21 protein-coding genes are annotated in these 22,889 nt (G+C 43.4%); 12 read left to right on the top strand and 9 right to left on the bottom strand.

Annotation, left to right across the window (positions count from 1 at the left end):
- The first annotated feature begins 97 nt into the window (after positions 1-97).
- The 3 genes from OCV36_RS03765 to OCV36_RS03755 all read left to right on the top strand — a co-directional run bounded on the left by OCV36_RS03765 (position 98) and on the right by OCV36_RS03755 (position 1,052).
- Positions 98-301: a YaeP family protein gene (locus tag OCV36_RS03765; protein ID WP_017072685.1), complete on the top strand. Its 204-nt coding sequence runs from the start codon at positions 98-100 to the stop codon at positions 299-301.
- Position 302: 1 nt separating this feature from the next.
- Positions 303-494: a DUF4250 domain-containing protein gene (locus OCV36_RS03760; RefSeq protein ID WP_135456039.1), complete on the top strand. Its 192-nt coding sequence runs from the start codon at positions 303-305 to the stop codon at positions 492-494.
- 231 nt (positions 495-725) lie between these two features.
- Entirely contained in the window at positions 726-1,052 is a 327-nt protein-coding gene (locus tag OCV36_RS03755) for a hypothetical protein (RefSeq protein WP_017072687.1), read from the top strand.
- Between the two features lie 339 nt (positions 1,053-1,391).
- On the opposite strand, the gene glyA is transcribed toward OCV36_RS03755, so the two are convergent.
- On the bottom strand, positions 1,392-2,642 hold the full coding sequence (gene glyA / locus OCV36_RS03750; protein WP_017072688.1) for a serine hydroxymethyltransferase: 1,251 nt from the start codon (positions 2,640-2,642) through the stop codon (positions 1,392-1,394).
- 347 nt (positions 2,643-2,989) lie between these two features.
- Here glyA and OCV36_RS03745 point away from each other — a divergent pair, with 347 nt between their 5' ends.
- The 3 genes from OCV36_RS03745 to OCV36_RS03735 all read left to right on the top strand — a co-directional run bounded on the left by OCV36_RS03745 (position 2,990) and on the right by OCV36_RS03735 (position 6,272).
- Positions 2,990-3,592, top strand: coding sequence for a YitT family protein (locus tag OCV36_RS03745; RefSeq protein ID WP_135456037.1), 603 nt, complete (start codon positions 2,990-2,992; stop codon positions 3,590-3,592).
- An 88-nt stretch (positions 3,593-3,680) separates the two neighbouring features.
- Positions 3,681-5,240, top strand: coding sequence for a winged helix-turn-helix domain-containing protein (locus OCV36_RS03740; protein WP_135456035.1), 1,560 nt, complete (start codon positions 3,681-3,683; stop codon positions 5,238-5,240).
- 99 nt (positions 5,241-5,339) lie between these two features.
- Positions 5,340-6,272: a hypothetical protein gene (locus tag OCV36_RS03735; protein ID WP_135456033.1), complete on the top strand. Its 933-nt coding sequence runs from the start codon at positions 5,340-5,342 to the stop codon at positions 6,270-6,272.
- 98 nt (positions 6,273-6,370) lie between these two features.
- Here OCV36_RS03735 and treC read toward each other — a convergent pair whose 3' ends face one another.
- From treC to gmhB, 5 genes are all read right to left on the bottom strand, one after another.
- Complete coding sequence (gene treC / locus OCV36_RS03730) at positions 6,371-8,056, bottom strand: alpha,alpha-phosphotrehalase (protein ID WP_135456031.1); 1,686 nt, start codon at positions 8,054-8,056, stop codon at positions 6,371-6,373.
- A gap of 121 nt (positions 8,057-8,177) precedes the next feature.
- Complete coding sequence (gene treB / locus OCV36_RS03725) at positions 8,178-9,602, bottom strand: PTS trehalose transporter subunit IIBC (protein WP_135456028.1); 1,425 nt, start codon at positions 9,600-9,602, stop codon at positions 8,178-8,180.
- A 204-nt stretch (positions 9,603-9,806) separates the two neighbouring features.
- Entirely contained in the window at positions 9,807-10,751 is a 945-nt protein-coding gene (gene treR, locus OCV36_RS03720; RefSeq protein ID WP_017076201.1) for a trehalose operon repressor TreR, read from the bottom strand.
- A gap of 89 nt (positions 10,752-10,840) precedes the next feature.
- Entirely contained in the window at positions 10,841-11,182 is a 342-nt protein-coding gene (locus tag OCV36_RS03715) for an MliC family protein (RefSeq protein WP_135456026.1), read from the bottom strand.
- Positions 11,183-11,247: 65 nt separating this feature from the next.
- Complete coding sequence (gene gmhB, locus OCV36_RS03710; RefSeq protein ID WP_004734374.1) at positions 11,248-11,799, bottom strand: D-glycero-beta-D-manno-heptose 1,7-bisphosphate 7-phosphatase; 552 nt, start codon at positions 11,797-11,799, stop codon at positions 11,248-11,250.
- A gap of 240 nt (positions 11,800-12,039) precedes the next feature.
- Here gmhB and metN point away from each other — a divergent pair, with 240 nt between their 5' ends.
- The 3 genes from metN (at position 12,040) to OCV36_RS03695 (ending at position 14,623) form a co-directional block, all read left to right on the top strand.
- Positions 12,040-13,074 (top strand): methionine ABC transporter ATP-binding protein MetN, encoded by a 1,035-nt coding sequence (gene metN, locus OCV36_RS03705; RefSeq protein WP_017076203.1) that lies wholly within the window; start codon positions 12,040-12,042, stop codon positions 13,072-13,074.
- A complete protein-coding gene (locus OCV36_RS03700) occupies positions 13,064-13,747 on the top strand; it encodes a methionine ABC transporter permease (RefSeq protein WP_017076204.1) in 684 nt (227 codons plus the stop codon). The genes metN and OCV36_RS03700 overlap by 11 nt, the downstream gene beginning before the upstream one ends.
- 66 nt (positions 13,748-13,813) lie before the next feature.
- The gene (locus tag OCV36_RS03695) at positions 13,814-14,623 is read left to right on the top strand and encodes a MetQ/NlpA family lipoprotein (protein ID WP_017110404.1); all 810 of its coding nucleotides are present in this window, start codon (positions 13,814-13,816) and stop codon (positions 14,621-14,623) included.
- Between the two features lie 91 nt (positions 14,624-14,714).
- Here the strand turns inward: OCV36_RS03695 and OCV36_RS03690 are convergent, their stop codons facing one another.
- From OCV36_RS03690 to syd, 3 genes are all read right to left on the bottom strand, one after another.
- A complete protein-coding gene (locus tag OCV36_RS03690; RefSeq protein WP_135456024.1) occupies positions 14,715-15,920 on the bottom strand; it encodes a carbohydrate porin in 1,206 nt (401 codons plus the stop codon).
- 394 nt (positions 15,921-16,314) lie between these two features.
- Complete coding sequence (locus OCV36_RS03685; protein WP_135456022.1) at positions 16,315-17,091, bottom strand: Zn-ribbon-containing protein; 777 nt, start codon at positions 17,089-17,091, stop codon at positions 16,315-16,317.
- 4 nt (positions 17,092-17,095) lie between these two features.
- Positions 17,096-17,641: a SecY-interacting protein gene (gene syd / locus OCV36_RS03680; protein WP_135456019.1), complete on the bottom strand. Its 546-nt coding sequence runs from the start codon at positions 17,639-17,641 to the stop codon at positions 17,096-17,098.
- A gap of 131 nt (positions 17,642-17,772) precedes the next feature.
- Between syd and queF the strand changes: the two genes are divergently transcribed.
- The 3 genes from queF to OCV36_RS03665 all read left to right on the top strand — a co-directional run bounded on the left by queF (position 17,773) and on the right by OCV36_RS03665 (position 22,598).
- Positions 17,773-18,618, top strand: a complete 846-nt coding sequence (queF, locus tag OCV36_RS03675; protein WP_135456017.1) for an NADPH-dependent 7-cyano-7-deazaguanine reductase QueF — start codon at positions 17,773-17,775, stop codon at positions 18,616-18,618.
- A gap of 37 nt (positions 18,619-18,655) precedes the next feature.
- Entirely contained in the window at positions 18,656-20,914 is a 2,259-nt protein-coding gene (locus OCV36_RS03670) for a tetratricopeptide repeat protein (protein ID WP_017076210.1), read from the top strand.
- A 118-nt stretch (positions 20,915-21,032) separates the two neighbouring features.
- On the top strand, positions 21,033-22,598 hold the full coding sequence (locus OCV36_RS03665; RefSeq protein ID WP_135456015.1) for a sensor domain-containing diguanylate cyclase: 1,566 nt from the start codon (positions 21,033-21,035) through the stop codon (positions 22,596-22,598).
- Positions 22,599-22,889 lie beyond the last annotated feature (291 nt).

Here is a 22,889-nt window from a genome sequence, read left to right as displayed (position 1 = left end):
CAAGGACAAACTAACCCTGAACTTAATCAGATCCACTTTGTTTTTGCTTATCTCTATGTGTATATTGAGATCAGTTATCATTTGGTTAGGTATAAAAATGAAAGTATACGATTGTTGTGATTTGGTGCGTGCACTGTATTCTCAAATTGGCAGTGGCGACCAAGGCTATATCCCTAAAGCGATCACCTGCGCGGTAAAAACATTGAATGACCTTGCTGCGGATGAGTCTCTTCCTAAAGAAGCAAGAGATAGTGCTGCATTTGCCGCAGCTAACCTACTGATCTCAGATTTCGAGGACTAATATGAACCTCGCTAATTTTGCAAAGATGGATCCAGTGATGTTGATGAGTATCGTCAACATGAAGCTGCGTGACGACTTCGGCGGTGATTTGGATCGAGTAGTCAACTTCTACGAAATCGACAAAGCAGCCTTGATCGCTAAACTTGCGTCTGCTGGTTTTGAGTTCCTTCCAGAAGCCAAACAGTTTCGATAGTCATTTAAAACAAACTTGATTTTGAAAGGCCAACCTCAGTGTTGGTCTTTTTTGTTTGAGGTACGTGATAGACCAAGACCAATAAACCTATTATAAATTATCTGTTTGCACCTATACTTTTATATCTTAGAGTGAACCAACGCTCCTTGAATCAAAGCGTGTTGTTGTATAGGCTACCCAGAACAGCATATAAAACTCATCACTAAGTTTGATGATATCGAAGGACTAACAATGAAAAGACTCGGACTATTAGCCATTATCGCAGCCGCACTCACCGCAGGTTGCTCTTCAAACTCTCAACAAGACAACTTTCGTGAAGCGTCTTTTGAGTTGTGTAATACTGAAGTCGATATCTACTCTGTAAGCCATGATGAGCGAATTCGTATCGTCTGTTCAGATGGTTCTAAATTCGCTTTGAACAGCGAAGAAACGCTAGAAGTAATGCGTGATATCAACATCGACTACTGTGATGGTGAAGGCTTAGGTAAGTTTAATGAAAGCCGCAGCTACTACTCGTTTAGATGTAAGTCAGGTACTTTACTGAGCATCAAAAAGTAAAACCGATACCAACAAACAGCAAAGGGTTGATGTGCAAACATCAGCCCTTTTTAGTACCTGCCTTTCTGTATTCTCAGATAACCCAACGCTCATACCGACAAATACAAAAAAGGCCCCTATACAGGAGCCCTTCAAATCGTATGTTTCAATCAAATAGATTTAGTTCAAGGAAAAGGCGCGGAGTTTTCAGCACCTTTCCCTAAAACAAAAAAGGACTCAATGAGCCCCTTTAAAAGTACTTTTCAAAGTAGTCGTTTGAAATTCTAGGAGAGCACGCGGAGCTTACGGGTGTAAGTGAGCATGCTCGACAACGAAGTTCAAATTACTACGAAGAAAAAATTAAGCGTAAACCGGTAGACGCTTACAGATCTCTAGTACTTTCGCTTTAGTTGCTTCGATAACAGACTCATCACCCATATTATCTAGGATGTCACACATCCAACCTGCTAGCTCTTTCGCATCGGCTTCTGAGAAACCACGACGAGTAATAGAAGGAGAACCGATACGGATACCTGAAGTAACGAACGGGCTACGTGGGTCGTTTGGTACTGAGTTCTTGTTAACTGTAATGTTAGCTGAACCAAGTGCTGCGTCTGCTTCTTTACCTGTGATGTCTTTGTCAATTAGGTCAACTAGGAACAGGTGGTTCTCTGTAGAACCTGAAACGATGTTGTAACCGCGAGCTAGGAATTCAGCAACCATTGCTTTTGCGTTAGCAACTACGCGTGCTTGGTATTCTTTAAACTCTGGCTCTAGAGCTTCTTTGAACGCTACTGCTTTACCAGCGATAACGTGCATTAGAGGACCACCTTGGCCGCCTGGGAATACTGCTGAGTTCAGCTTCTTGTATAGATCTTCGCCTTCGTTAGAAAGGATAAGACCACCACGAGGACCAGCAAGCGTTTTGTGCGTTGTTGTTGTAACAACGTGAGCGTGTGGAACTGGGTTCGGGTAAACACCTGCTGCGATTAGACCAGCAACGTGAGCCATATCTACGAAGAAGTAAGCACCTACTTTGTCAGCGATTTCACGCATGCGTTTCCAATCACAAACTTGAGAATAAGCTGAGAAACCACCGATGATCATCTTAGGTTTGTGCTCGATAGCGAGAGCTTCCATCTCTTCGTAATCGATTTGGCCAGCTTCATCGATACCGTAAGGAATGATGTTGTAAAGCTTACCAGAGAAGTTTACTGGAGAACCGTGAGTTAGGTGACCACCGTGCGCTAGGCTCATACCAAGAACGGTATCACCAGCGTTTAGTAGTGCCATGTATACAGCGTTGTTAGCTTGAGAACCTGAGTGAGGTTGTACGTTCGCGTATTGAGCGCCAAAAAGTTCACATGCACGTTCGATTGCTAGAGTTTCAACTTTATCTACGAACTCACAACCGCCGTAGTAACGCTTACCAGGGTAGCCTTCAGCGTATTTGTTTGTAAGTTGAGAACCTTGAGCTTCCATTACACGTGGGCTTGTGTAGTTTTCTGAAGCGATAAGTTCGATGTGCTCTTCCTGACGAAGAGTTTCTTCTTGGATAGCTGCGAATAGGTCCGCATCGTAATCAGCAATGTTCATGTCACGCTTAAGCATCTGTATCTCCTGACTCAGATTGTACTGAAAGTTTCAAAAAAACCACACAACGACCGAAAGCAAACGTTTCCGTCACCGTTTTGATGTGACGCATTCTACATAATTTGATCTAGGTCATAAAGAGCTAATTGCAATTTTATCATGCAGTTTTTTCATAATCACAAATAAGATTTATCATGGTTATTAAGCTTATCCAACCAAAGATGAAGCTTACTGTCAATTTTACGCTTTACACCCTGTAAAACGCAGATTACATAGGTTTACCTTAATTTTGCACCTCAAGCTACCGAAAGCTAAGGTTTTTCTCTACTATGCACGCCTTTATTGGTTAGGTAATTATAAAAACGATGGAAAAACACTCACGTAAAGAAGATTGGGTCGCTATTCTTACTGGCACGTTTTTAGTGGCATTAGGCGTCTTCTTTTTACAGTCAGCGAACCTGCTTACAGGTGGTACTACTGGCTTGGCTCTGCTTTTGAGTCAATTTACGCCGGTAACCTTTGGTATTTTGTACTTTATTGCCAATTGTCCATTCTACCTATTAGCATGGAAACGATTTGGCCGTCACTTTGCGATTAGCAGTGCCATCTCTGGCGCTTTGGTGTCTGTATTTGCCGACCATTTATACTTGGTAATCTCATTAGAAGTTCATAATGAAATTTACTGCGCGGTAGCAGGTGGCTTGTTAATGGGTTTAGGTATGCTGATACTATTCCGTCATCGCTCAAGCTTAGGTGGCTTTAACGTGTTGTGTTTGTTTATCCAAGATCGCTACGGTATCTCTGTAGGTAAAACCCAGATGGGCATTGATGCTTGTATTCTGTTTGCATCCTTCTTCTTTATATCGCCTTGGGTAATTGCCGTTTCTGTATTGGGAACTGCGGTATTGAACATCGTATTGGCCATGAATCATAAGCCAACTCGTTACTCTGTTAACTACGCGTCTTAACATTAGCTATCCAACGAATGAATTACTGGCTGTTTTTCATAACAAAAACAACTAGTATTTAGCTTTTATAAGCCGCCTTCTTTTTTCTATGCAAGATTACCTCTCTAGCGCCAAAGACACTCAAACCTCGATTTATATTGAAGGTTTAAAATTCAACCCAACCACGCGTGTTTTAAGTTGTGATGAGCAGGTCATTGATTTAGAACCTCGTTCTATCGAACTCTTAGAGCTGTTTCTTACCAGCGTTGGTGACCCGTTAGCTGCCGAGCACATCATCGAAACTGTTTGGCAAAGCAATTTCATATCAAAGAACGTTCTTACTAATAGAATCAGTACGCTACGTTCGATCATTCAAAAGTACCTACCAGAAAGCGACGCCACTAAGATCTTGGTGACTTATCCACGAAAGGGGTACTTCCTTAGCCCGAGCTCAGTGAGCTTGGCCAATGCACCGACTGAAACAACGATAGCGCCAAAACAAACCGAGCAGCCTAAGCCTCACAAAAAAACGTCACTGGTTACTTCATTACTGCTTTTAATGTCTTTGATATTTCTAATCAGCACTGCAACCTTGGGCTATATGTTTTGGCAGTCTTCGAACCAAGCCTCCGTGCTTGAGCGCGAGCAGAGACTCATTCCGAAGGTAGAACTATTGTTGAACCGCATCGACGCCATCGGTGACAATGCGAGAAAACACAGAAAGTCTGTCAAAGCACTGCTGCTTCAACAACAAATTGAATACGCTTATACCGATTTAGCTAACCAAGATGCACCGAGTTACTTCGTCGATCCAGTAGATAACTCTCCCTTCTTTCCTGGCGCAAAGAACATGCGCACCAGTGATTACCTACTCAATGTTCAATTGAAAGATCAAGAAGTCGATAAACGTCTTACCGCCAAAGTAAGCCTGATTTACCCAAGCTCCGGGAAGCTCGCCTTTCGTGGCATCTACTCAATAGAAATCGATAACCTCAGTGAAAGCCTGATGGAAATCAATCGAGAACTGGCGAACTACTTTGCTCTGCCTGCTCCTTTAGCTTCAGAATGGTCTGTCAATAATGAAGAACTAAATCGTTTACTTGATGGGCAAACACTGGAGCTTGATAAATTCCCCCTCAACGTAATGACCTCAACATTGATTGCACGACAACTGGCGTTGTTTGAGACCGACCACCTACGCCTGATTAGTTTCACTAGTCTTGTGCAAACACGCTTTAAATTGATTCCCGACGAACTCAAACTCTGGCTTGGGATTATTCATTTCAAGTTAAGAGACCTACAAACCGCAAAAGATTTTCTGACTAACACGGCGGGTAACTCCACCATCGAAAACGCACTTGTTTATATGATGATTTCTCATATTGCTTACAAGCAAGGGGACATGGATAAGTTCCGTCTAAACTACATGGAGTCCTTAGTTGCGTTACTGCGGGTGGTTCCTTCTGAAGAACTGTTTGCAAGGTTATCTAAGCCCGAGTCAAAATCGACTTGTCTCCAGCCTTGGAAAAATCTAAAACTGAGCATCAAAGAGCCACTGATCATCAAGCAATGGGAAAACCTAATGCTTAGCTACTGCACGGCGGTAGAACAACAGATAACGAATAAAAAACCTAAAGACTATGATAACAATGACTTAAATATAAATTAAGATCTCGTGTGTCTTCGTTTTTTGCCCTCTAAACCCTCTCAGCAATAGCATTCCTAAAAACATCAGGCCACCTGGCCATTCACATTAGGAATACTCAACATGAAAAAAACCATGACGCTGCTTGCGACCTCTCTATTTGCTCTTTACGGGTGTGGCGGCGGAGGTGGATCTTCAACTGGCTCAACTGAGGCAAGTCAGTTCGATTACCCAATTAACAACTCTCAATTTACCCCACAGAACATCACATTATTATCGTACCTAGTATCAGAAGATGGTGGAGAGAACATAACGCTGGAGCTTGCATACCGAGACATCAGTTCTGAGCTAATGTTGGCCAATATTCAGCTGGAATTGGATAAGCTAGCTATCTCTAACACTACTGAAGGTGTTGCTCAACTAGAGAAGCTAAAAGCAACGGTAGAAAGCATGGTAAATAGTGGTATCAACGGCTTTTACGCTGCTGATATGACAGTGCAAGGTGATACGGACAGTGAACTATTTTACAAAGGCAGTGATGGCTTTGTTAACTCAGTTGATTCCAATATAGAACTGAGCAATGGTGAGGCTGTCGACTTTTTGGTGACCAACCCAGTATTCAAATCTTCAAGCCGCACAGTAAAAGAAAAAAGCCCAAATATTGATATCAGTGACAATTCAGTGAGCCTCTCGTTTGATGTGACGACTGGACAACTAGAAGCCTTGCTTGATGATTTCTATGAAGAAGGCATCAATGATTTAGGGCCATCAGAAACACAATGTCGATTCAACTGGAGCCAACAAGTATCTGAGAATGGCCAACGATCAACGATGACGGTTCAAGGTAAGAAAATTGAAACGGCGTACCTGAAAGTTGAAAACACTTACAACGTTGCATGTGATGGGTATGACTCAGCTGAATTTCAAAGCAATACCGAAACATGGTTTAACCCAAGCTTTGGTGTTGTAAAAACGATGGGCTGGGATGAAAAGAACGGTACTCAACTGAGCGAAAGTGTGTGGGTTCTCGATTCATTTACCGTAAATAAAGGCTAATCAATCGAACAAGCCTTCCGCTGAAATAGGAAGGAAAGCTTTGAGCCTAACATTTAGAATTCAGGCTCAAAGCTTATACTCGCATAGGGGAACGAGTATTATTGCTCTATCAAGAGAATTCTTGTTTCATACGGTCGCAAGATCATCGTATTTACAGAAACTGGCGACGGATCTTCAGGGTAATTCCCCAATAGCAATTGCGCTTCATCCAGATCAAGTTCATTGGGCAACTCAACCTGACACGCTTCACCATAATAGTTATTAATACACAGCAGGATCTGCCCTTCACTCTCACGAGAGTACGCAAATACCGACGGGTGCTCAGGCAATAGATCTTGGTAACTACCGTAAGTAATCACTGGCACTTCTTTACGTAACTCAATCAAGCTCTTGTAGAAATAGAAAACAGAGTCTTTATCTTCGAGCGCTTGCTCAGCGTTGATCTCAGTGTAGTTATTCGCAACATCTAGCCATGGCTGTGATTGTGAGAAGCCTGCGTAAGCTTCACGATTCCACTGCATTGGCGTACGAGAGTTATCACGAGATTTCTGCGCCAAGATCGCCATCATATCTTCATGAGCTACACCATCACGGTTAACCATGATGTCGTACATATTGGTGCTCTCTACATCACGATATTGGCTGATGTCGGTATAACCTGGATTAGTCATCCCAATCTCTTCACCTTGATAGATATAAGGCGTGCCTTGCATCATGTGTACAGACGCGGCCAGCATCTTGGCCGATTCAATACGATATTGTTGATCGTTACCCAAGCGGCTCACGACTCTTGGTTGGTCATGGTTACACCAAAATAGCGCGCCCCACCCTTTGCCGTTCAAACCGGTTTGCCAGTGATTGAAGATCGACTTGAGTTGTAAGAAATCAAACGGTGCATTGGTCCACTTTTCACCATTGGTGTAATCAACCTTAAGGTGGTGGAAGTTAAACACCATCGACAGTTCGCTGTTATCAATATTTGAGTATTTCTGACAATGTTCCAACGTGGTTGAAGACATCTCGCCGACTGTCACGCTGCCGTATTTCTGAAATACCGCTTCGCTGATCTCTTTCAAATATTCATGCACACGTGGGCCATCGGTATAGAAACGGCGACCATCACCAATATCATCATTCGGGAAATCTTGCTGTTTTGAAATCAAGTTAATCACGTCTAAGCGAAAACCATCGACGCCCTTCTCAGCCCAGAAGCTGATAACGTCTTTTACTTCTTCACGTACAACAGGGTTCTCCCAGTTAAGGTCGGCCTGCTCTTTCGCGAATAGGTGCAGGAAATACTGCCCTGTGGCCTCATCCATTTCCCATGCATTACCACCAAACTTAGATTGCCAATTAGTTGGTGCTTGGCCATCTACTGGATCTTTCCAAATGTAATAATCGCGGTATGGACTGTTTTTGTCACCCAATGCAGACTGAAACCACGCATGCTCGGTCGAGGTATGATTTACCACGATATCCATCACGATACGGATGCCACGTTGGTGAGCTTCAGACAGTAACAGGTCGAAGTCTTCCATGGTGCCGAATTGAGGGTTAATCGCGTAGTAGTCTGAGATATCGTAACCATTGTCGATCATGGGTGACGCGTAAACTGGGGTTAGCCAAATCGCATCCACACTCAAGTGTTTAAGATAATCCAGTTTTGAAATGATTCCTTTGATATCGCCAGTACCTTGGCTCCCGCTGTCACAAAAGCTCTTTGGGTAGATTTGATAGATGGTTGCGGTTTTCCACCAACTTTCATCGCGCTCAGTCATCGCCATCTCTAACACTCACTTACCAGAAAATATAAATAAAAAATCACCATGTGAATCATGGTCGAATAGCCGTTATTACTAAGAGAAAAAGCGATGACTCACTTAAAGTCATCGCTTGTTAAATGCATTATGCGTTGGCGGTTTCTAGTTCGCCTTTCATCTGTGCTCGCTTGTAGAAGAACAGCGTCAGCGTTATCGGCAGTACAACCGCCACCAGCATCGCGACTAAGTAAATCGACCAATATTGCGGTTGAATCGAGAAGATACCCGGCAAGCCGCCCACACCGATACCATTTGCCATAACACCAGCGCTACCACAGATTGCAGCGGCTACGGCACTGCCGATCATCGCGCTCAACATTGGGAATTTGTATTTAAGGTTGATGCCGTACATCGCTGGTTCCGTCACGCCTAAATATGCTGAGATTGCCGCAGGTACCGAGATGTCTCGTTCACCTTCGCGCTTACTCAAAATAATGATGCCGACAACCGCAGAAGCTTGTGCAATGTTTGATAGTGCAATTAAAGGCCAGATTGGTGTACCACCTAAGTCTTGCATCAATTGCAAATCCACAGCGTTGGTTGTGTGGTGAATACCCGTGATAACTAAAGGTGCGTATAAGAAACCAAAGACTACTGAACCAAGAATCGCAAAGTCACCGGTCATTGCAGCTTTAGCCGCGAATGCCACACCATCGCCTAACATACGACCGAATGGGCCAATAAAGGCGTGAGCTAGAATCACTGACAATATAATCGATACAAACGGTACAATCACAAGGTACAAGTAAGCAGGCACAATGCGCTTGAGGTTAGTCTCGATGAACGCCAGAGCCACACCCGCTAGCATCGCAGGGATCACTTGTGCCTGATAACCGACTTTCTCAATAACGAACAGACCAAAGTCCCACACTTCAGGTACCGATTTACCTATCATGTATGCGTTCATGAGTTGTGGTGAAACCAAGGTCACACCAAGTGTGATACCCAGAATAGGCGTTCCGCCGAGTTTCTTAACCGTTGCCCAACAAACGCCAACCGGTAGGAAGAAGAAAATAGCTTCACCAATCAGCCACAAGAATGAGTGAACGGTTGCCCAGAATTGGCTGATTTCAACCAAGGTTTTGCCGTCGAACATGCGAATGTCGCCAATCACATTACGGAAACCAAGGATCAAACCACCAGTAATAATGGCAGGCAGCAGTGGTACGAAAATTTCGGCTAAATGGGAGATACCACGTTCAAGAAAGTTCATGTTCTGACGGGCTGCAAGTTTAGCCTCACCTTTTGACGATGAATCTTTGCCAGTTTGCTCAATCAGAAGTGCGTACACCTCATCAACCTCGGTGCCAATCACAACTTGGAATTGACCTGCGTTAGTAAAGCAACCTTTTACTAGTTTCAGCTTTTCTAGTTCTGCTTTGTTCGCCAGTTCCGTATCGTTCAATACAAAACGCAGTCGAGTCAGACAATGGCTGACACTCGCAATATTCTCTTTGCCACCGACTAACTCGATAAGACGCGCAACGTCTTGCTTCGCTATCTTACTCATACTACCCCACCCTGGTTTCATTCAATTATTCATCTAAACCATGCGGCTATAACCACTCAGTTCTAGACCTATGGGAACATTCCCAATTACGGTTATTATAATGCCCGCATGAATGATAAATTAAAATGGGAACAGTCCCATTAATTGAAAGAGATCACACTCTAATTTTAATCTAAGCGGTTCTATTTCGCTTGATTGAGTGAATTATAGAATAGGTGATTGAGTGTGATGTGAGATCTCTGCATTGCCTAAAAGCTGAGAGATCAATAGATTGGCGGCCAATTTACCTGCAGATTGATACCCAGGATCAATACTAAAGACACGAGGAAACAAAAAAGAGAGCAGAGTGTTGCCACCAACGCCAGTAACAACCACATCTTCACGCTGTAGCTCTTGAAGACGCTTAATCACGCCGAGAGCTAGCGTGTCACTGGCACACACAATAGCTTGAGTTGTGGGTGTTAATACATCATCTACTAACTGATAAGCACTTTCATGGTGGAGCTCTCCAGTTCGATAGTTTGCAATCGAACTGGTATTTTCACACCACTCTAGATAAGCCTTCAAACGCAGTTCACCGGTTGATTTATCGCTAGGATCAACACCAATAAACCCAACATCAGAGATCCCTTGATCGGATAAATGCGCTAAAGCACGATCAATGACCTGCTGGTTATCATAGTTAATAGATGTCACGTTCTCGGTATCTAGAGCAATAACTACGGCTTTATGCTCCCAAGCTTCGATCGCAGGAATATCGCAGTCAGTAAAGCCAAACACGATTATGCCGTCTACATTACGACGCTTGAGAACCTGAAGGTGCTCATTGGCTTTTTCTCTATCAAGCTGACTTTCCATGATCACGACATCGTAATCCGCTCGATACAACTCGGCCAGCATTGTGCTAACAGCTTTATTTTCAGAGGGAGAGTCCAAACGAGAAATAATTACACCGATGACTTTTTGACTACCACCACGCATCGACTGCGCAGACTTAGACGGCGTATACCCAGATTCTTGAATTACTCTTTCCACCCTTTCTCGGGTTTCAGGTTTCACTTTTGGATCGTTGGTCAGAACGCGAGATACGGTTGACTTACCAACACCGGACAGTTTAGCAATATCGAGAATAGTGAGTTTTTTGCTCATAAAAAGTCTAACGTTAAAGGGAAGAGAAGAAAAAGTGAGGGCATAATCCCTCACTTAGCTGTTTGTAAATCTTAGAAGTTAACTATGACCTACTTTCGGCAATTTTTATAGACGACACGATCAAGTTCTAGACGAGCATTGTCACCTTTAGTGCGTAAAGTTACGCTGTTAACCACCTCAGATGTACCATCATCTAGGATGTATTTCGTTCCTGAACCTGCCGCTATTTGAATCAGGCGATATTCATTATTAGGCAAACGTAATACTGCTTTTTCATTATCAAGGTAAGCCACTTCGAACGAAACGTCAGACTCACATTGATAAGTCACGAATTGATTATCCGATGTTGCGCTCTCAGTCTCAGGAGCTGCTGATTTAGAGCACCCGACTAATGCAACCGTACATAGAGATGCTATCAACAATGCTTTCATACTGCGTTCCTCATCTTAATATAGTGAACGACACTTATATCTAAAGTGAAAGATATCTTAGTGTCTTAACCTTTTAAGAATGCTGGTACGTCTTTAATACTGTCAAGCACGACACTTGCTAGAGCCTCGCCTTTTTCAGTCACAGGCTTGCCCGTTCTTACCAAGACTCTGGTACCAACACCAGCGGCTTCTGCTGCCATCATATCTTCAGCTTTATCGCCGATCATGACAGAGTTCGCCATATCAATTTTCAGAAAGTCACGAGCAGAAATGAACATGCCTGGTTTAGGCTTGCGACATTCACAATCTTGTTTGTAGTCGCCAATGCCGTGTTCAGGATGATGAGGACAGTAATAGATACCATCTAACTCAACGCCATTATCGACAAAGTTCCAATCCATCCACTGCGTCAAAGAAAGAAAACGATCTTCGCTAAACTTGCCACGAGCAATACCAGATTGGTTGGTCACAAGTACCAATAAATAGCCCATATCTTTAAACGCTTTCGCCGCTTCAAACACACCATCGATGTATTCAAAGTCATGCTCATCATGTACGTAGCCGTGATCAACATTAATCACACCATCACGATCTAAAAAAACAGCAGGTTTAGACAAAATTCAGTTCTCTATCAACTCTCTATTAATCATTAATTATTACACGCTTTATTTGCTTCATCACTATCTATTTAGTTTTGCGTTCGTTAACGATTTGTTTCTACCTCAGCAGCACCATCGCCGTTTAGCCGTCTAGACGTAAAAATATCTATTGACTTAGATCATAGAACACCATAGCATCATCTGTAAATCGAGCGAGCTATCGATATATTATTCTGTTTTACCTGCACGAGTTTCCCTATGATTAAAGTGAATCAAGTCAACAAGGTTTTTTATCAAGGCACTAAAGAAATCAATGCCTTAATTGATATCAACCTCCACATTCCTCAAGGTCAAATCTTTGGAGTCATCGGCTCTTCAGGTGCAGGCAAAAGTACCCTTATCCGCTGTGTAAACATGTTGGAAGCTCCAACGTCTGGTGAAGTGATTGTTGACGGTATTGACCTAACAAAACTTAGCAAATCAGAACTTAGCGAAGCGCGTCGTAACATCGGCATGATATTCCAGCACTTCAATCTTCTGTCTTCTCGTACTGTATTTAACAATATCGCACTGCCTTTAGAGCTTGCAGGTAAAGATAAAGCGGTTATTGAAGCGAAAGTCAGTGAGTTACTTAAGCTTGTTGGCCTAGCAGACAAGCGTGACACCTACCCTGCGAATTTAAGTGGTGGTCAAAAGCAGCGTGTTGCGATTGCTCGCGCACTGGCATCTGACCCGAAAGTTTTGTTATGTGATGAAGCGACCAGTGCACTGGATCCTGCGACCACTCAATCTATTCTTGAGCTGTTGCGTGAAATCAACCGCAAGCTGAACATCACTATCCTACTCATTACTCATGAAATGGATGTAGTGAAAAGCATCTGTCACGAAGTAGCGATCATTGGTGATGGTGAGCTAGTAGAGAAAGGCACTGTGGGTGAAATATTCGCACACCCTAAAACAGAGCTGGCACATCAATTTATTCGCTCAACGCTGGATCTGACGATTCCTGAAGATTACCAAGCACGCTTACAAGAGACTCGCGTAAACAGCAGCTATCCGTTAGTACGTCTTGAGTTTACTGGCGCAACCGTTGATGCACCGCTAATGACGCAAATTGCTCGCAAATTTAATATCGATGTCAGCATCTTAAGCTCAGACTTGGATTACGCAGGTGGCGTTAAGTTCGGCATGATGGTTGCTGAACTGTTCGGTAATGAAGCCGATGATAATGCTGCTATTCAATTCCTACGCGACAACAATGTAAAGGTAGAGGTACTGGGTTATGTCCTTTAGTTTCAAAGAGATTGCTGACTGGATCAGCCTTAACGGTAACCTTCTATTAGGCGCAACAGGCGAAACACTTTACATGGTTGCTGTAGCAGGCATTGTTGGCTTCGCTGTCGGTATCCCATTAGGCGTGATTCTACATACGACTAAAAAAGGTGGTCTGTTAGAGAACACCAAGCTAAACAAAATTCTCGGTGCGGTTGTGAACGTGGGTCGTTCAGTGCCTTTCTTAGTGTTGATGGTTGCTATTATCCCACTGACTAAGATGCTGATTGGTACCTTCATCGGTACAACAGCAGCGATTGTTCCACTGACGATTGGCGCTATCCCATTCGTGGCTCGACTTATCGAGAGTGCGCTACTTGAAGTACCAACAGGTTTAGTGGAAGCCGCTCAATCAATGGGCGCAACACCAACACAAATCATCAATAAGGTTCTGCTTCCTGAAGCACTACCGACTATCATCAACTCAGTAACAATTACATTAGTAACGCTGGTGAGCTACTCAGCAATGGCAGGTACCGTAGGTGGTGGCGGCTTAGGTGATGTCGCGATTCGTTACGGATTCCACCGTTATGATGTGACTATCATGGCTGTGACGGTAGTGATGTTGATTGTGCTGGTACAAATTATTCAATCAATCGGTGATTCATTAGTTCGCCGTGTTGACCACAGATAACGACTTACAGACCAAACTCAAAGTCGTCTGAACCAAATTAAATAGATTTATTAAAAGGAGATTATTATGAAATTTAACCTTAAAGGTTTACTTACTATCGCAGCAGCGGCATCAGCGCTAGTACTAGCAGGTTGTGGTGACAAAGAAGTCGACACTTCTAAAGTAAAAGTTGGCGTAATGGCAGGTGCTGAAGCACAAGTTGCAGAAGTAGCAGCTAAAGTAGCAAAAGAGCAGTACGGCCTAGATGTTGAGCTAGTGACTTTCACAGATTACGTAACACCAAACGCGGCACTGGATGACGGCTCTATCGACATTAATGCATTCCAACACGCACCGTACCTAGATCAGCAAGTTGCTGACCGTGGTTACAAACTGACTATCGCTGGTAACACGTTTGTTTACCCAATCGCGGGTTACTCTAAAGAAGTGAAATCTGTAGACGAAATCCAAGACGGCGCGCGCATTGCAGTACCAAACGATCCAACTAACCTAGGTCGTTCTCTACTGCTTCTTGAGCAACAAGGTCTGCTTGAGCTTCGTGAAGGTGCTGGTCTTCTAGCAACAGTTCGTGACATCGTTAAGAACCCTAAGAACCTAACAATTGTTGAACTAGACGCAGCACAACTACCACGTTCTCTTGATGATGTAGCACTGTCTATCATCAACACAACTTACGCGAGCTCTATCAACCTGACTCCGCAAAAAGACGGTATCTTCGTTGAAGACAAAGACTCTCCATACGTAAACCTAATCGTTTCTCGTGAAGAAAATCTAAACGCTGAAAATGTACAGAACTTCGTAAAAGCTTACCAAACTGAAGAAGTGTACAAAGCAGCTTCTGATATCTTCCAAGGTGGCGTAGTTAAAGGTTGGTAATCAACTAAACTACAGCAATCTATAGATACCCGAAGGGGCTGACATAACGTCAGCCCCTTTTTATTGGTTAGGATTTACAAGAAAGTTCGACTTACCACCAAGCTTCCACTTGCATACCAACGCTCATTTCACTGTTTTTACCTTCACCGAAGGCATTGTCATTTTCAGCATCGTTTAGGTAAGTCGCAAAGATACGGAATTCAGGACGAGACCAGAAACCCACTTGTGGAACCCAAGCCTGAGCGATTGTGAATTTACCACCTGCCCCATCTTTGTTATCGATAGTTTCAACAAAGCCACCAATTTCAAGAATGGTACGCATACGCTTATCCCACTTGTAAAGCGGGCGAATGACCGCACTGAAAGAATCATCATCGCTATTATTAGCACCAACACCCGTCGACATTGCATAACGAACAGTGTGACCAAACTCGATGTTCTCACCAACAGCAAGCACACCCCAGTTAATCAATCGAAAGCCTTCAGCGTCATTATTGTTTGCATCACGTACGATGCCTTTACCGGTACCAAAGGTTGTCATCTGCTCGGCATAGCCAGAGTTAGCCACTTGGAGAATAGTTTTGTTGAAGCCACCTGACAGGTTTTGATTTAAGCTTGCCGTTAGCATCACGCTATCATCCGCATCGACCGTTTGACCTTGCTTTTCATTGGCGAAGTTCATATCAATACCGACCTCAAGATCCGCATTTTTCCACAATGGAATCCCGGCATAGCGCACGTCAGCAATCATGGCTGTGGTTTCTTTCCCATCAAAAACATCACCCGTAACCGTGTCTTGAATCAGGGCGACCGATAATTTACCTGGGCCCATATTGATGTGCTCAACGCCAGCACCAATACCACTGACATCCCAATAGTAGTTATCAACAATGTGTACATCATGACGCTGGTAGTAACGTTCACCCGCCCAAATCCCAATGTCCTTATCTTCAAAAAGCCCGACCGCCTGAACATTCAATTGCACCACATCAACGCTTTTATCCGCGGCGTTTTCATCTTGGCCTTGCCAGTACGACAACATGGAATCAACTAAAAATGAAACGTCGTCCTCCGCATACACCTCTTTCTTAAAACCAAACTCACCATACAGGTCATTTTCGTTGCCAAGTCGGCCAACTTTACTCACCTCCCACTTGCTGTTTGAGCCGCCTTCATTACTCAGGCCAACACCGCCGCGCATGTAGCCATTGAACTCCAATGGTGTGGTTTCGTCAGCGTATAAATTAGGAGTAAGTAAAGCAGTAGAGAGTGCAGCAGCAATAGGTAACAGTTTCATCGTCCATTCCTTTTCAATCTAGAATTAGGTCACTTTCATAAATGGGAACATTCCCATGGGATCGATCCCATTTATATTGAGTAGAATATAAATTGAAAGAGAACTGATTGATTACTGTGATCCAGTTAACTATTGAAATGAGCAAAAGTTGATGGGTGTGGAATTATTCTGGTGAATACCTAAGGGCTACAGAGCGAGAGATAAAACACAGAATGAACGTATTAAAGTGCAAAATTCGTTCGGCAGATGGGTTCTCCCAATACTGATAAACGATCAATATTAAGGAATAAAAAGAGAAATAAACGGAAAGCTAACAGGGAGAAAAGCAGAGGAACAAGTATCGAAGTATTGGCTCATACTTCGATACTCTGAATCTAGAATAGAGCTAAGTGGGTTACTTAATATGATCCCAAGAAATGTTTGACACCAATCGGCAGTCATCACACTTGAAATAGAAAATGTCGTGAATAGGCGCATCAAGCAGCCATTCACCATCACATTGCGGGCATTTACGCTCTTTTTCAGCTTTTAGGCTAATGCCACCGACACGGTATAAGTAGTAATACGTTGGGATCTTAGTGAGGTACTCAATGCGCCCTCTCAAGCCCCAACCGCGTTTAAATAATACGCTTTTGGTATCACTGATCTCGGTTAGAGTTGCGTGTTCAGCTCGACAACCACCGCCCATTTGTACTTCATCACAGGCTTGCCACTCTGTCTGCCATTTCAACACAGCCTTGTGGTCGCCATTAAAGGTTGGCGGGTTACGATATAAAGGGATCGGCAACAGGCTCTCGCCACTGCGTAGCGGTGAACAAGTATGAACAAACGTCGTGTACAACACTTGCCAGCTCGGTGCTTCATCTTCTGCCACTTCTTCCGAGTTAAGATCTCGGCCAAGCAAGCGCATTTTAGGAGCAAGAAGGCTCGCAGCAGACAAACGTTCAAAACACACTTTAACAAAGTCCGAGTGATTGCGCGGATGCAAACTGTCTTGCTCTGGGCACACAACGCGAACATAAAATTCACCGTCGCCCATCACGATTGGAAACTCACGACCTAACACTTGTCCGTTGTAACGAAGTGCATCCATTAAGCCATTAACTGCCTTATCGACAGCGCTGACCGTTGTGTTATCAAAACACTCAAATTGAAGCTCTAGTACGTACATCTATTTATACCGCTGGTTGTAACTTGTTTAAAAATTCTGCCAATGTCTCGGCTAACACATCACGATTTTTGGTTCCCAAACGCTCTAAAACTACGTTACCCGTTAAGTTACAGATAGAGATAACATCCAGTTCAGCGTCAGTAGCTGCGATAAAAACCGTTGGCTTTAGCTTCAAACGACGCTGAGTCACTAGGTGGCCTAAGACGTTTTCTTGCAGGCATTCGAAGTCTTCATCACTCCAAATCTGTAATAACGTCAGATCGTTACCGTCAAAAGTCGCGTTCATATCTGCGCTGTATTGCGCACCGTAGAAGGTTTTGATGTCTTCATGCAGCGTCAACTCGATACCCGTTTCAACGTTAGTGAAATCCGCGAATTGCTCACGTGGATAGTTTTTCCATAACACGGCGTCGCCGCTCTTTTCTTCTACGCAAGGCGACACAATATCAACCAACTCCTCATTGCGAGGTAAGCTTTGGTGCTGCTGCTGCCACGCGTCAACGTATCGCTGACTAAAAGAAAGTAGTGCGTCTTGAGCACGTTGAGTCATGAAAATCTCCTAAACACAAAATAATAAATAGAATCCGAGCCCTTTCAGCGCCGATTAAGCGATGACTTAATGACAGGGTAATAGGGATTCAGTAAAATCGAACCCATTCTAATCGAATTTGAAACGAAAGTATGAGCAAATATTCTGACGCAAAAGAGCTAGCGGGTTTAACCCTTGGCCAAAAAACTGAGTACTCTAACCAATACGATGCAAGTTTATTGCAGCCAGTACCTCGCAGCCTGAATCGTGATGACCTTGCGCTAAACGGTGACCTGCCTTTTGTTGGCCATGATATTTGGACGATGTACGAGCTTTCGTGGCTAAACACCAACGGCCTACCACAAGTGGCGGTGGGTGAAGTTTTCATCCCAGCAACGAGCCCAAATTTAATTGAATCAAAATCTTTCAAGCTGTATCTGAACAGCTACAATCAAACTCAATTCCAAAACTGGGACCAAGTCACTGAGCGTCTGACTCAAGACTTGTCGGCATGCGCTGGCGAAGCCGTGATTGTGAACGTTAACTCGGTAACCGACTACACCAACCAACCTATCGTGACGATGGAGGGTGACTGTATCGACAACCAAGACATCCAAATCACCAGTTATGATTTTGAAGCGTCATTACTTGAAGGTGCTGCTGGCGAGCAAGACGTAGAAGAAACACTGCACAGCCACCTATTAAAATCGAACTGTTTGATCACCAACCAACCCGATTGGGGCAGTGTTGAGATCGCATATTCAGGCAAGAAAATTGACCGTGAATCACTGCTACGTTATTTAGTTTCTTTCCGTGAGCACAACGAATTCCACGAACAATGTGTTGAGCGTATCTTCACTGACATCATGAAATACTGTGCACCATCGAAGCTAACCGTGTTCGCACGTTACACGCGTCGTGGAGGTTTAGATATCAACCCATACCGTTCAACAGAGCAAGATAGACCAAGTCACAATAAGCGTATGGCTCGCCAATAATCAGGTTGAAACACCCAATCTTTAAAGGGATATTGAAATGCGTTGGTTATACGTTGTTAGTCTATTTATTTTAAGCTTAAGCACATCGGTTCATGCGTCGGTTTATTCATCGGCGCTGCTCAATGAAGCCAATAACTTGGTTGAGATCGAGCCGAGCCAAGCAAAACAAATGGCGAATAGCTACCTAACGCTACGTATCCTTTCTGATCAAAGCGAGAAAAGCCCATCGGCCATTTCTCGCGAAGAGACAGATTCTTCGATTAGAACTCCAAACAGCAGTATCGATGCCTACAAGATATTAGCGAAAGCAGAATACAACCTTGGCAACATTCATACTGCAATTCAACATATCGACAAAGCGTCTGAGTTAGCAAAAACTTATAAACTTGAGTACCTAAAACTGGATCTTCAGATCCTAAAAGTTAGATTACTTTGGCTTAGTGATAGAAAATCAATCAAAGCGAAAACAGAACTAGCGAGTATCGAAACAGACCTAGAATCGGTGAATAAAACCTTACGCTTAACAGAAGGCATCACCTATCGTTTGATCATGTTAAAAGCCGATATCGCCTCTTATGATAATAAAGTAGACGAAGCCGAGAAGTTCTATCAAGAAGCGAAAACTTACCTAGATCAACGCTACTCAGAAAAGGTCACCATCGACTACCACATCGCAGTCGGTGAATTTTATCTGAACCACAAAGAATACAATCACGCGCTATCTGAATTACTTTATGGTTACTGGAAGTCGGTAGAAGGCAACCTAAGCGCACGCTTAGCCAAAGTAAACCGCTTGCTTGCACAGCTTTTCTTTGAGCGCCAAGTATTGGATAAAGCACTAGAGCACCTTTCTCAAGCCGCTGATTTCTACGACAACTTTGAAAACTCTCCGATCTTGGCACAAGTGCTAAAGAAAATGGGTGATGTGTACTTCTTCCAAGGAAAATATAACCTCGCTTTAGTGCATTTTTTTAACGTCCTAGATCATGAAAGTACCGACCGAGACATCCACCAAGTTATTGATATTAGGTTAAGTTTATCAGCAACTTACTTGCGTCTTTATAACTACCCTCTGGCAGAGCAGTACCTAACACGCGCACTGGAACTGTTGGAATACACTGACATTCCAAAACTGGAAGGACGCGCTGCGCTGTTATCGGCAGGATTGGCTTACCACTTGCAAGAAAGCGATGATGTAATCAAGCATGCAACGCGTGCACTCGAAATTTCACGTCAGGTAGAAAATATGCGCCTGTCGCAACGCTCATACTATTTACTCTCTTTGGGTTATGAGCAAGCAGGCCAACCTCAACAGGCATTAGCCAACCTCAAGCAATACAATAGTCTGGTGTCTTTAGAGCAACAAAAACTCAACCGTGTTGGCGAGGATGCATTCCGTCAACAGAAAGAGTTTGCCGAACAAACACTGCACTATGCCGGCCAAGCGCAAGAACTGGAAAGATACAAACTAGAGCATCGTAAATTCCAAAAAATATCGTTCGCCCTATTTTTGTTCAGCATCATTTTGTTCTTCTTTGTTCTGCGCCGAGGCTACCTGATTCAAACCTTAGCCAAAGAAGTGGACTCACTGCGCACGGACCTCTTTACCCACTCACGTTCAAAGCTTCCCAATCTAAGAATGCTGAATGCTAAGCTCTCAAATTCGTTAGAACAAACGAGCCAAACCTTCGAGCAATGGCAGCTTGGTGAATTAATCTATGAGCCACTGAACGACCGTTTACGCTTTGTGATGATTGATTTACCTTTCCTACGCAATATGTACACGCAGAATGGCTACAAAGCAGGTCTAGAGTTAGAAGACGCTTTCGGTGACTTCCTAAAATCAAAACTTGAAGGCCCGGCACGCGTCTACCATTTCTCAGATGCGAACTTGCTTTATATAGAGCCAAATTCAGACCGAGATTCATCACCAGAAGCCATGTTCCTAAAGATTCAATCGTGGATTAATAACTTCGAACCAGAACGCAACATCAACCGTACGCTTCGAATGGGCATCGCTGACTATCCGTTCTTACCACGCGCTTACACTGCGATTAACGACCAAGAGTTACTAGATGTATTATTGATGTCGACCAACTTAGCACGCGAGATCAGCTTAAAAGAACGCACTAGCCAATGGGTATACCTCAAAGCTATCGATAATGCTCCAGCGGCAAGCCTTGCAACTGGTAACATAAGAGAAGCTTGTAAACATGCCATTAATCAAGGGTTAATAAAAATACAATCGTCGTACCAGAATGAGGACAACATCAAAAAAATGCTAAAAGATGACTGATTTGCGAGCGGTTAAGACTTGCAAGTCGTGACCTTATTTTTAGTTTTGTTATTATCGATGCAACGGAATTTCATTTAAATGATCGTGATCGGTCTACGCGGCGCTAATTAATACATCTATGGGCATTCTTGAAAAAGACATTCAGGCGCAACTACACCAATTGAAATTTCAGTTGGAGCAAGTTCGTTTGACGCAAAGAGACACCTCGTTCAAATTTATTAGAGAGCAGAAAGTTCTTAAGCGTATCGTCACATCTTTAAGTGATGCGTGTGTTGGTAGTAACAGCTATTTAGATGAAAACCTCATTGCCCTTAGGGAAGAGCTAGAAAAGCAAAAAGACATCAGCTCAATGATCCCAAAGTTGGCAGTCTTAGAAAGGATGCTCAAGCAGAAAACGTTGGCTATGGATAAACAGAACGGATATCTGGACGACAGCATTAAGCACAGTGGAGAAACGCTACAACGTATAACTGGCCTTCCAGCACCGTTGAAACGTGACCTGCGAAACTTACTTAGCTTCTCCGAATGTAATGGCAGTCAGAAAGTTGACCACGCTATGAAACTTCTCGGTATTTACGAGCGTGCCATAAAGATTATGGCGAATAACTCGCGTACTCATTTCGCCGACGCTGCCCAATCGCCAGAACAAGAACTCCTTTCCGACCTATCAAACGAATTACAACATCTGATCACTGAACTCGACTTTGAGGGTGAATCAGGTGATTTACTCGCCGATATTCGAGCAAAACTTTTGATTGGCGTTTCAACACAAAGCTTACTTGAGCTAACACTTCAGATCCTCAAACTGGTTATTGAAGGCACCAACCTAGAGCGTAAGAAGTCTGAACAATTTATCGATCAACTCAACGCATCACTCGCTTCCAGTATCAAAACAGCAGACCAAAATGCTGACCAAAGCCAAAGTTACTTTGAGCACCGCCAAGGTCTGAACTCTGAGTTAAATGAGCTTGTATCTAAAAGCCAAAACTCCGTTGATAAAGCCACAGACATCGATAACTTAAAGCAGACAATTAATCCTCTGCTTAGTGAAATCGCCTCTCTTTCTGAAAGACTGAATCATGCCGAGCAAAAAGAACAAGCTCTGATAGAGAGAATGAATTACGGGAAAACTCAGTTAGACTCGCTCTATGAAGTGACTCAAGACTACCGAAAGCGTTTGGAAGATCAGGCTCAGCGTATGCTGCTTGACCCTCTAACCAAGGTCTACAATCGTACTGCCTTTACCGATCGTCTAGAACTTGAATACCGTCGTTGGATTCGCGCGCAACACTCACTGCGAGTCGTTCTGCTCGACATCGACAACTTCAAAGCCATTAACGATAGCTTTGGTTACACAGCGGGTGATAAAGCGCTCAAAATCATAGCGAGAACCATCACCAAAGAAACAGGCACTACCGACACCGTCGCGCGTTTTTCTGGTGAGGAATTTATCTTGTTGTTGCCAGAACAAACCGATGAATATTGCCATCAGGTAATTCAAAACATCCAGACGCAAGTGAGCCGATTGCCATTTAAGTTCCGTGACCAACAGATCACCATTACCTTGTGTGCGACAACCACTCAGTTTAAAGAATCAGATACACCTGAAGAAATATTAGAGCGACTAAATAAAACGCTAAACAAAGCAAAACAGCGCGGTACTAACCAACTGGTTTGGAACTAAGCCGACCTTAGATTTAATTTATTTCTTTTTTTCAAATACTTATCACATACCAATTCCCTCAATGTTTGCTAAGCTAATGATTAACATTCGCTTAACAAGCATTCTTGACAAGCAATGCTGTTTATAAGAGCTTGAACAACTGGATATTGACTCTTAAGCAACTGGATATTAGCTCTTAAGCTATCCCATACAATCCATTAAGCAACGCTGTCGTAACCGTTTCGTCTGGTTAACTCTTCTCACCTTTAACCAAACACTTGCAACGTTTGCTTCTCACTCTCGAGCCAGAGG

Origin of the sequence: Vibrio echinoideorum (assembly GCF_024347455.1) — a bacterium.
Taxonomy (GTDB): Bacteria; Pseudomonadota; Gammaproteobacteria; order Enterobacterales; family Vibrionaceae; genus Vibrio; species Vibrio echinoideorum.
Note: the sequence above shows the minus strand (reverse complement) of the source record. Positions and strands in the feature narration are given on the sequence as shown.

Coding starts and splice junctions, on each gene's coding strand:
- OCV36_RS03765 (WP_017072685.1), top strand. CDS start 98: ATGAAAGTATACGATTGTTGTGATTTGGTGCGTGCACTGTATTCTCAA.
- OCV36_RS03760 (WP_135456039.1), top strand. CDS start 303: ATGAACCTCGCTAATTTTGCAAAGATGGATCCAGTGATGTTGATGAGT.
- OCV36_RS03755 (WP_017072687.1), top strand. CDS start 726: ATGAAAAGACTCGGACTATTAGCCATTATCGCAGCCGCACTCACCGCA.
- glyA (WP_017072688.1), bottom strand. CDS start 2,642: ATGCTTAAGCGTGACATGAACATTGCTGATTACGATGCGGACCTATTC.
- OCV36_RS03745 (WP_135456037.1), top strand. CDS start 2,990: ATGGAAAAACACTCACGTAAAGAAGATTGGGTCGCTATTCTTACTGGC.
- OCV36_RS03740 (WP_135456035.1), top strand. CDS start 3,681: ATGCAAGATTACCTCTCTAGCGCCAAAGACACTCAAACCTCGATTTAT.
- OCV36_RS03735 (WP_135456033.1), top strand. CDS start 5,340: ATGAAAAAAACCATGACGCTGCTTGCGACCTCTCTATTTGCTCTTTAC.
- treC (WP_135456031.1), bottom strand. CDS start 8,056: ATGGCGATGACTGAGCGCGATGAAAGTTGGTGGAAAACCGCAACCATC.
- treB (WP_135456028.1), bottom strand. CDS start 9,602: ATGAGTAAGATAGCGAAGCAAGACGTTGCGCGTCTTATCGAGTTAGTC.
- treR (WP_017076201.1), bottom strand. CDS start 10,751: ATGAGCAAAAAACTCACTATTCTCGATATTGCTAAACTGTCCGGTGTT.
- OCV36_RS03715 (WP_135456026.1), bottom strand. CDS start 11,182: ATGAAAGCATTGTTGATAGCATCTCTATGTACGGTTGCATTAGTCGGG.
- metN (WP_017076203.1), top strand. CDS start 12,040: ATGATTAAAGTGAATCAAGTCAACAAGGTTTTTTATCAAGGCACTAAA.
- OCV36_RS03700 (WP_017076204.1), top strand. CDS start 13,064: ATGTCCTTTAGTTTCAAAGAGATTGCTGACTGGATCAGCCTTAACGGT.
- OCV36_RS03695 (WP_017110404.1), top strand. CDS start 13,814: ATGAAATTTAACCTTAAAGGTTTACTTACTATCGCAGCAGCGGCATCA.
- OCV36_RS03690 (WP_135456024.1), bottom strand. CDS start 15,920: ATGAAACTGTTACCTATTGCTGCTGCACTCTCTACTGCTTTACTTACT.
- OCV36_RS03685 (WP_135456022.1), bottom strand. CDS start 17,091: ATGTACGTACTAGAGCTTCAATTTGAGTGTTTTGATAACACAACGGTC.
- syd (WP_135456019.1), bottom strand. CDS start 17,641: ATGACTCAACGTGCTCAAGACGCACTACTTTCTTTTAGTCAGCGATAC.
- queF (WP_135456017.1), top strand. CDS start 17,773: ATGAGCAAATATTCTGACGCAAAAGAGCTAGCGGGTTTAACCCTTGGC.
- OCV36_RS03670 (WP_017076210.1), top strand. CDS start 18,656: ATGCGTTGGTTATACGTTGTTAGTCTATTTATTTTAAGCTTAAGCACA.
- OCV36_RS03665 (WP_135456015.1), top strand. CDS start 21,033: ATGGGCATTCTTGAAAAAGACATTCAGGCGCAACTACACCAATTGAAA.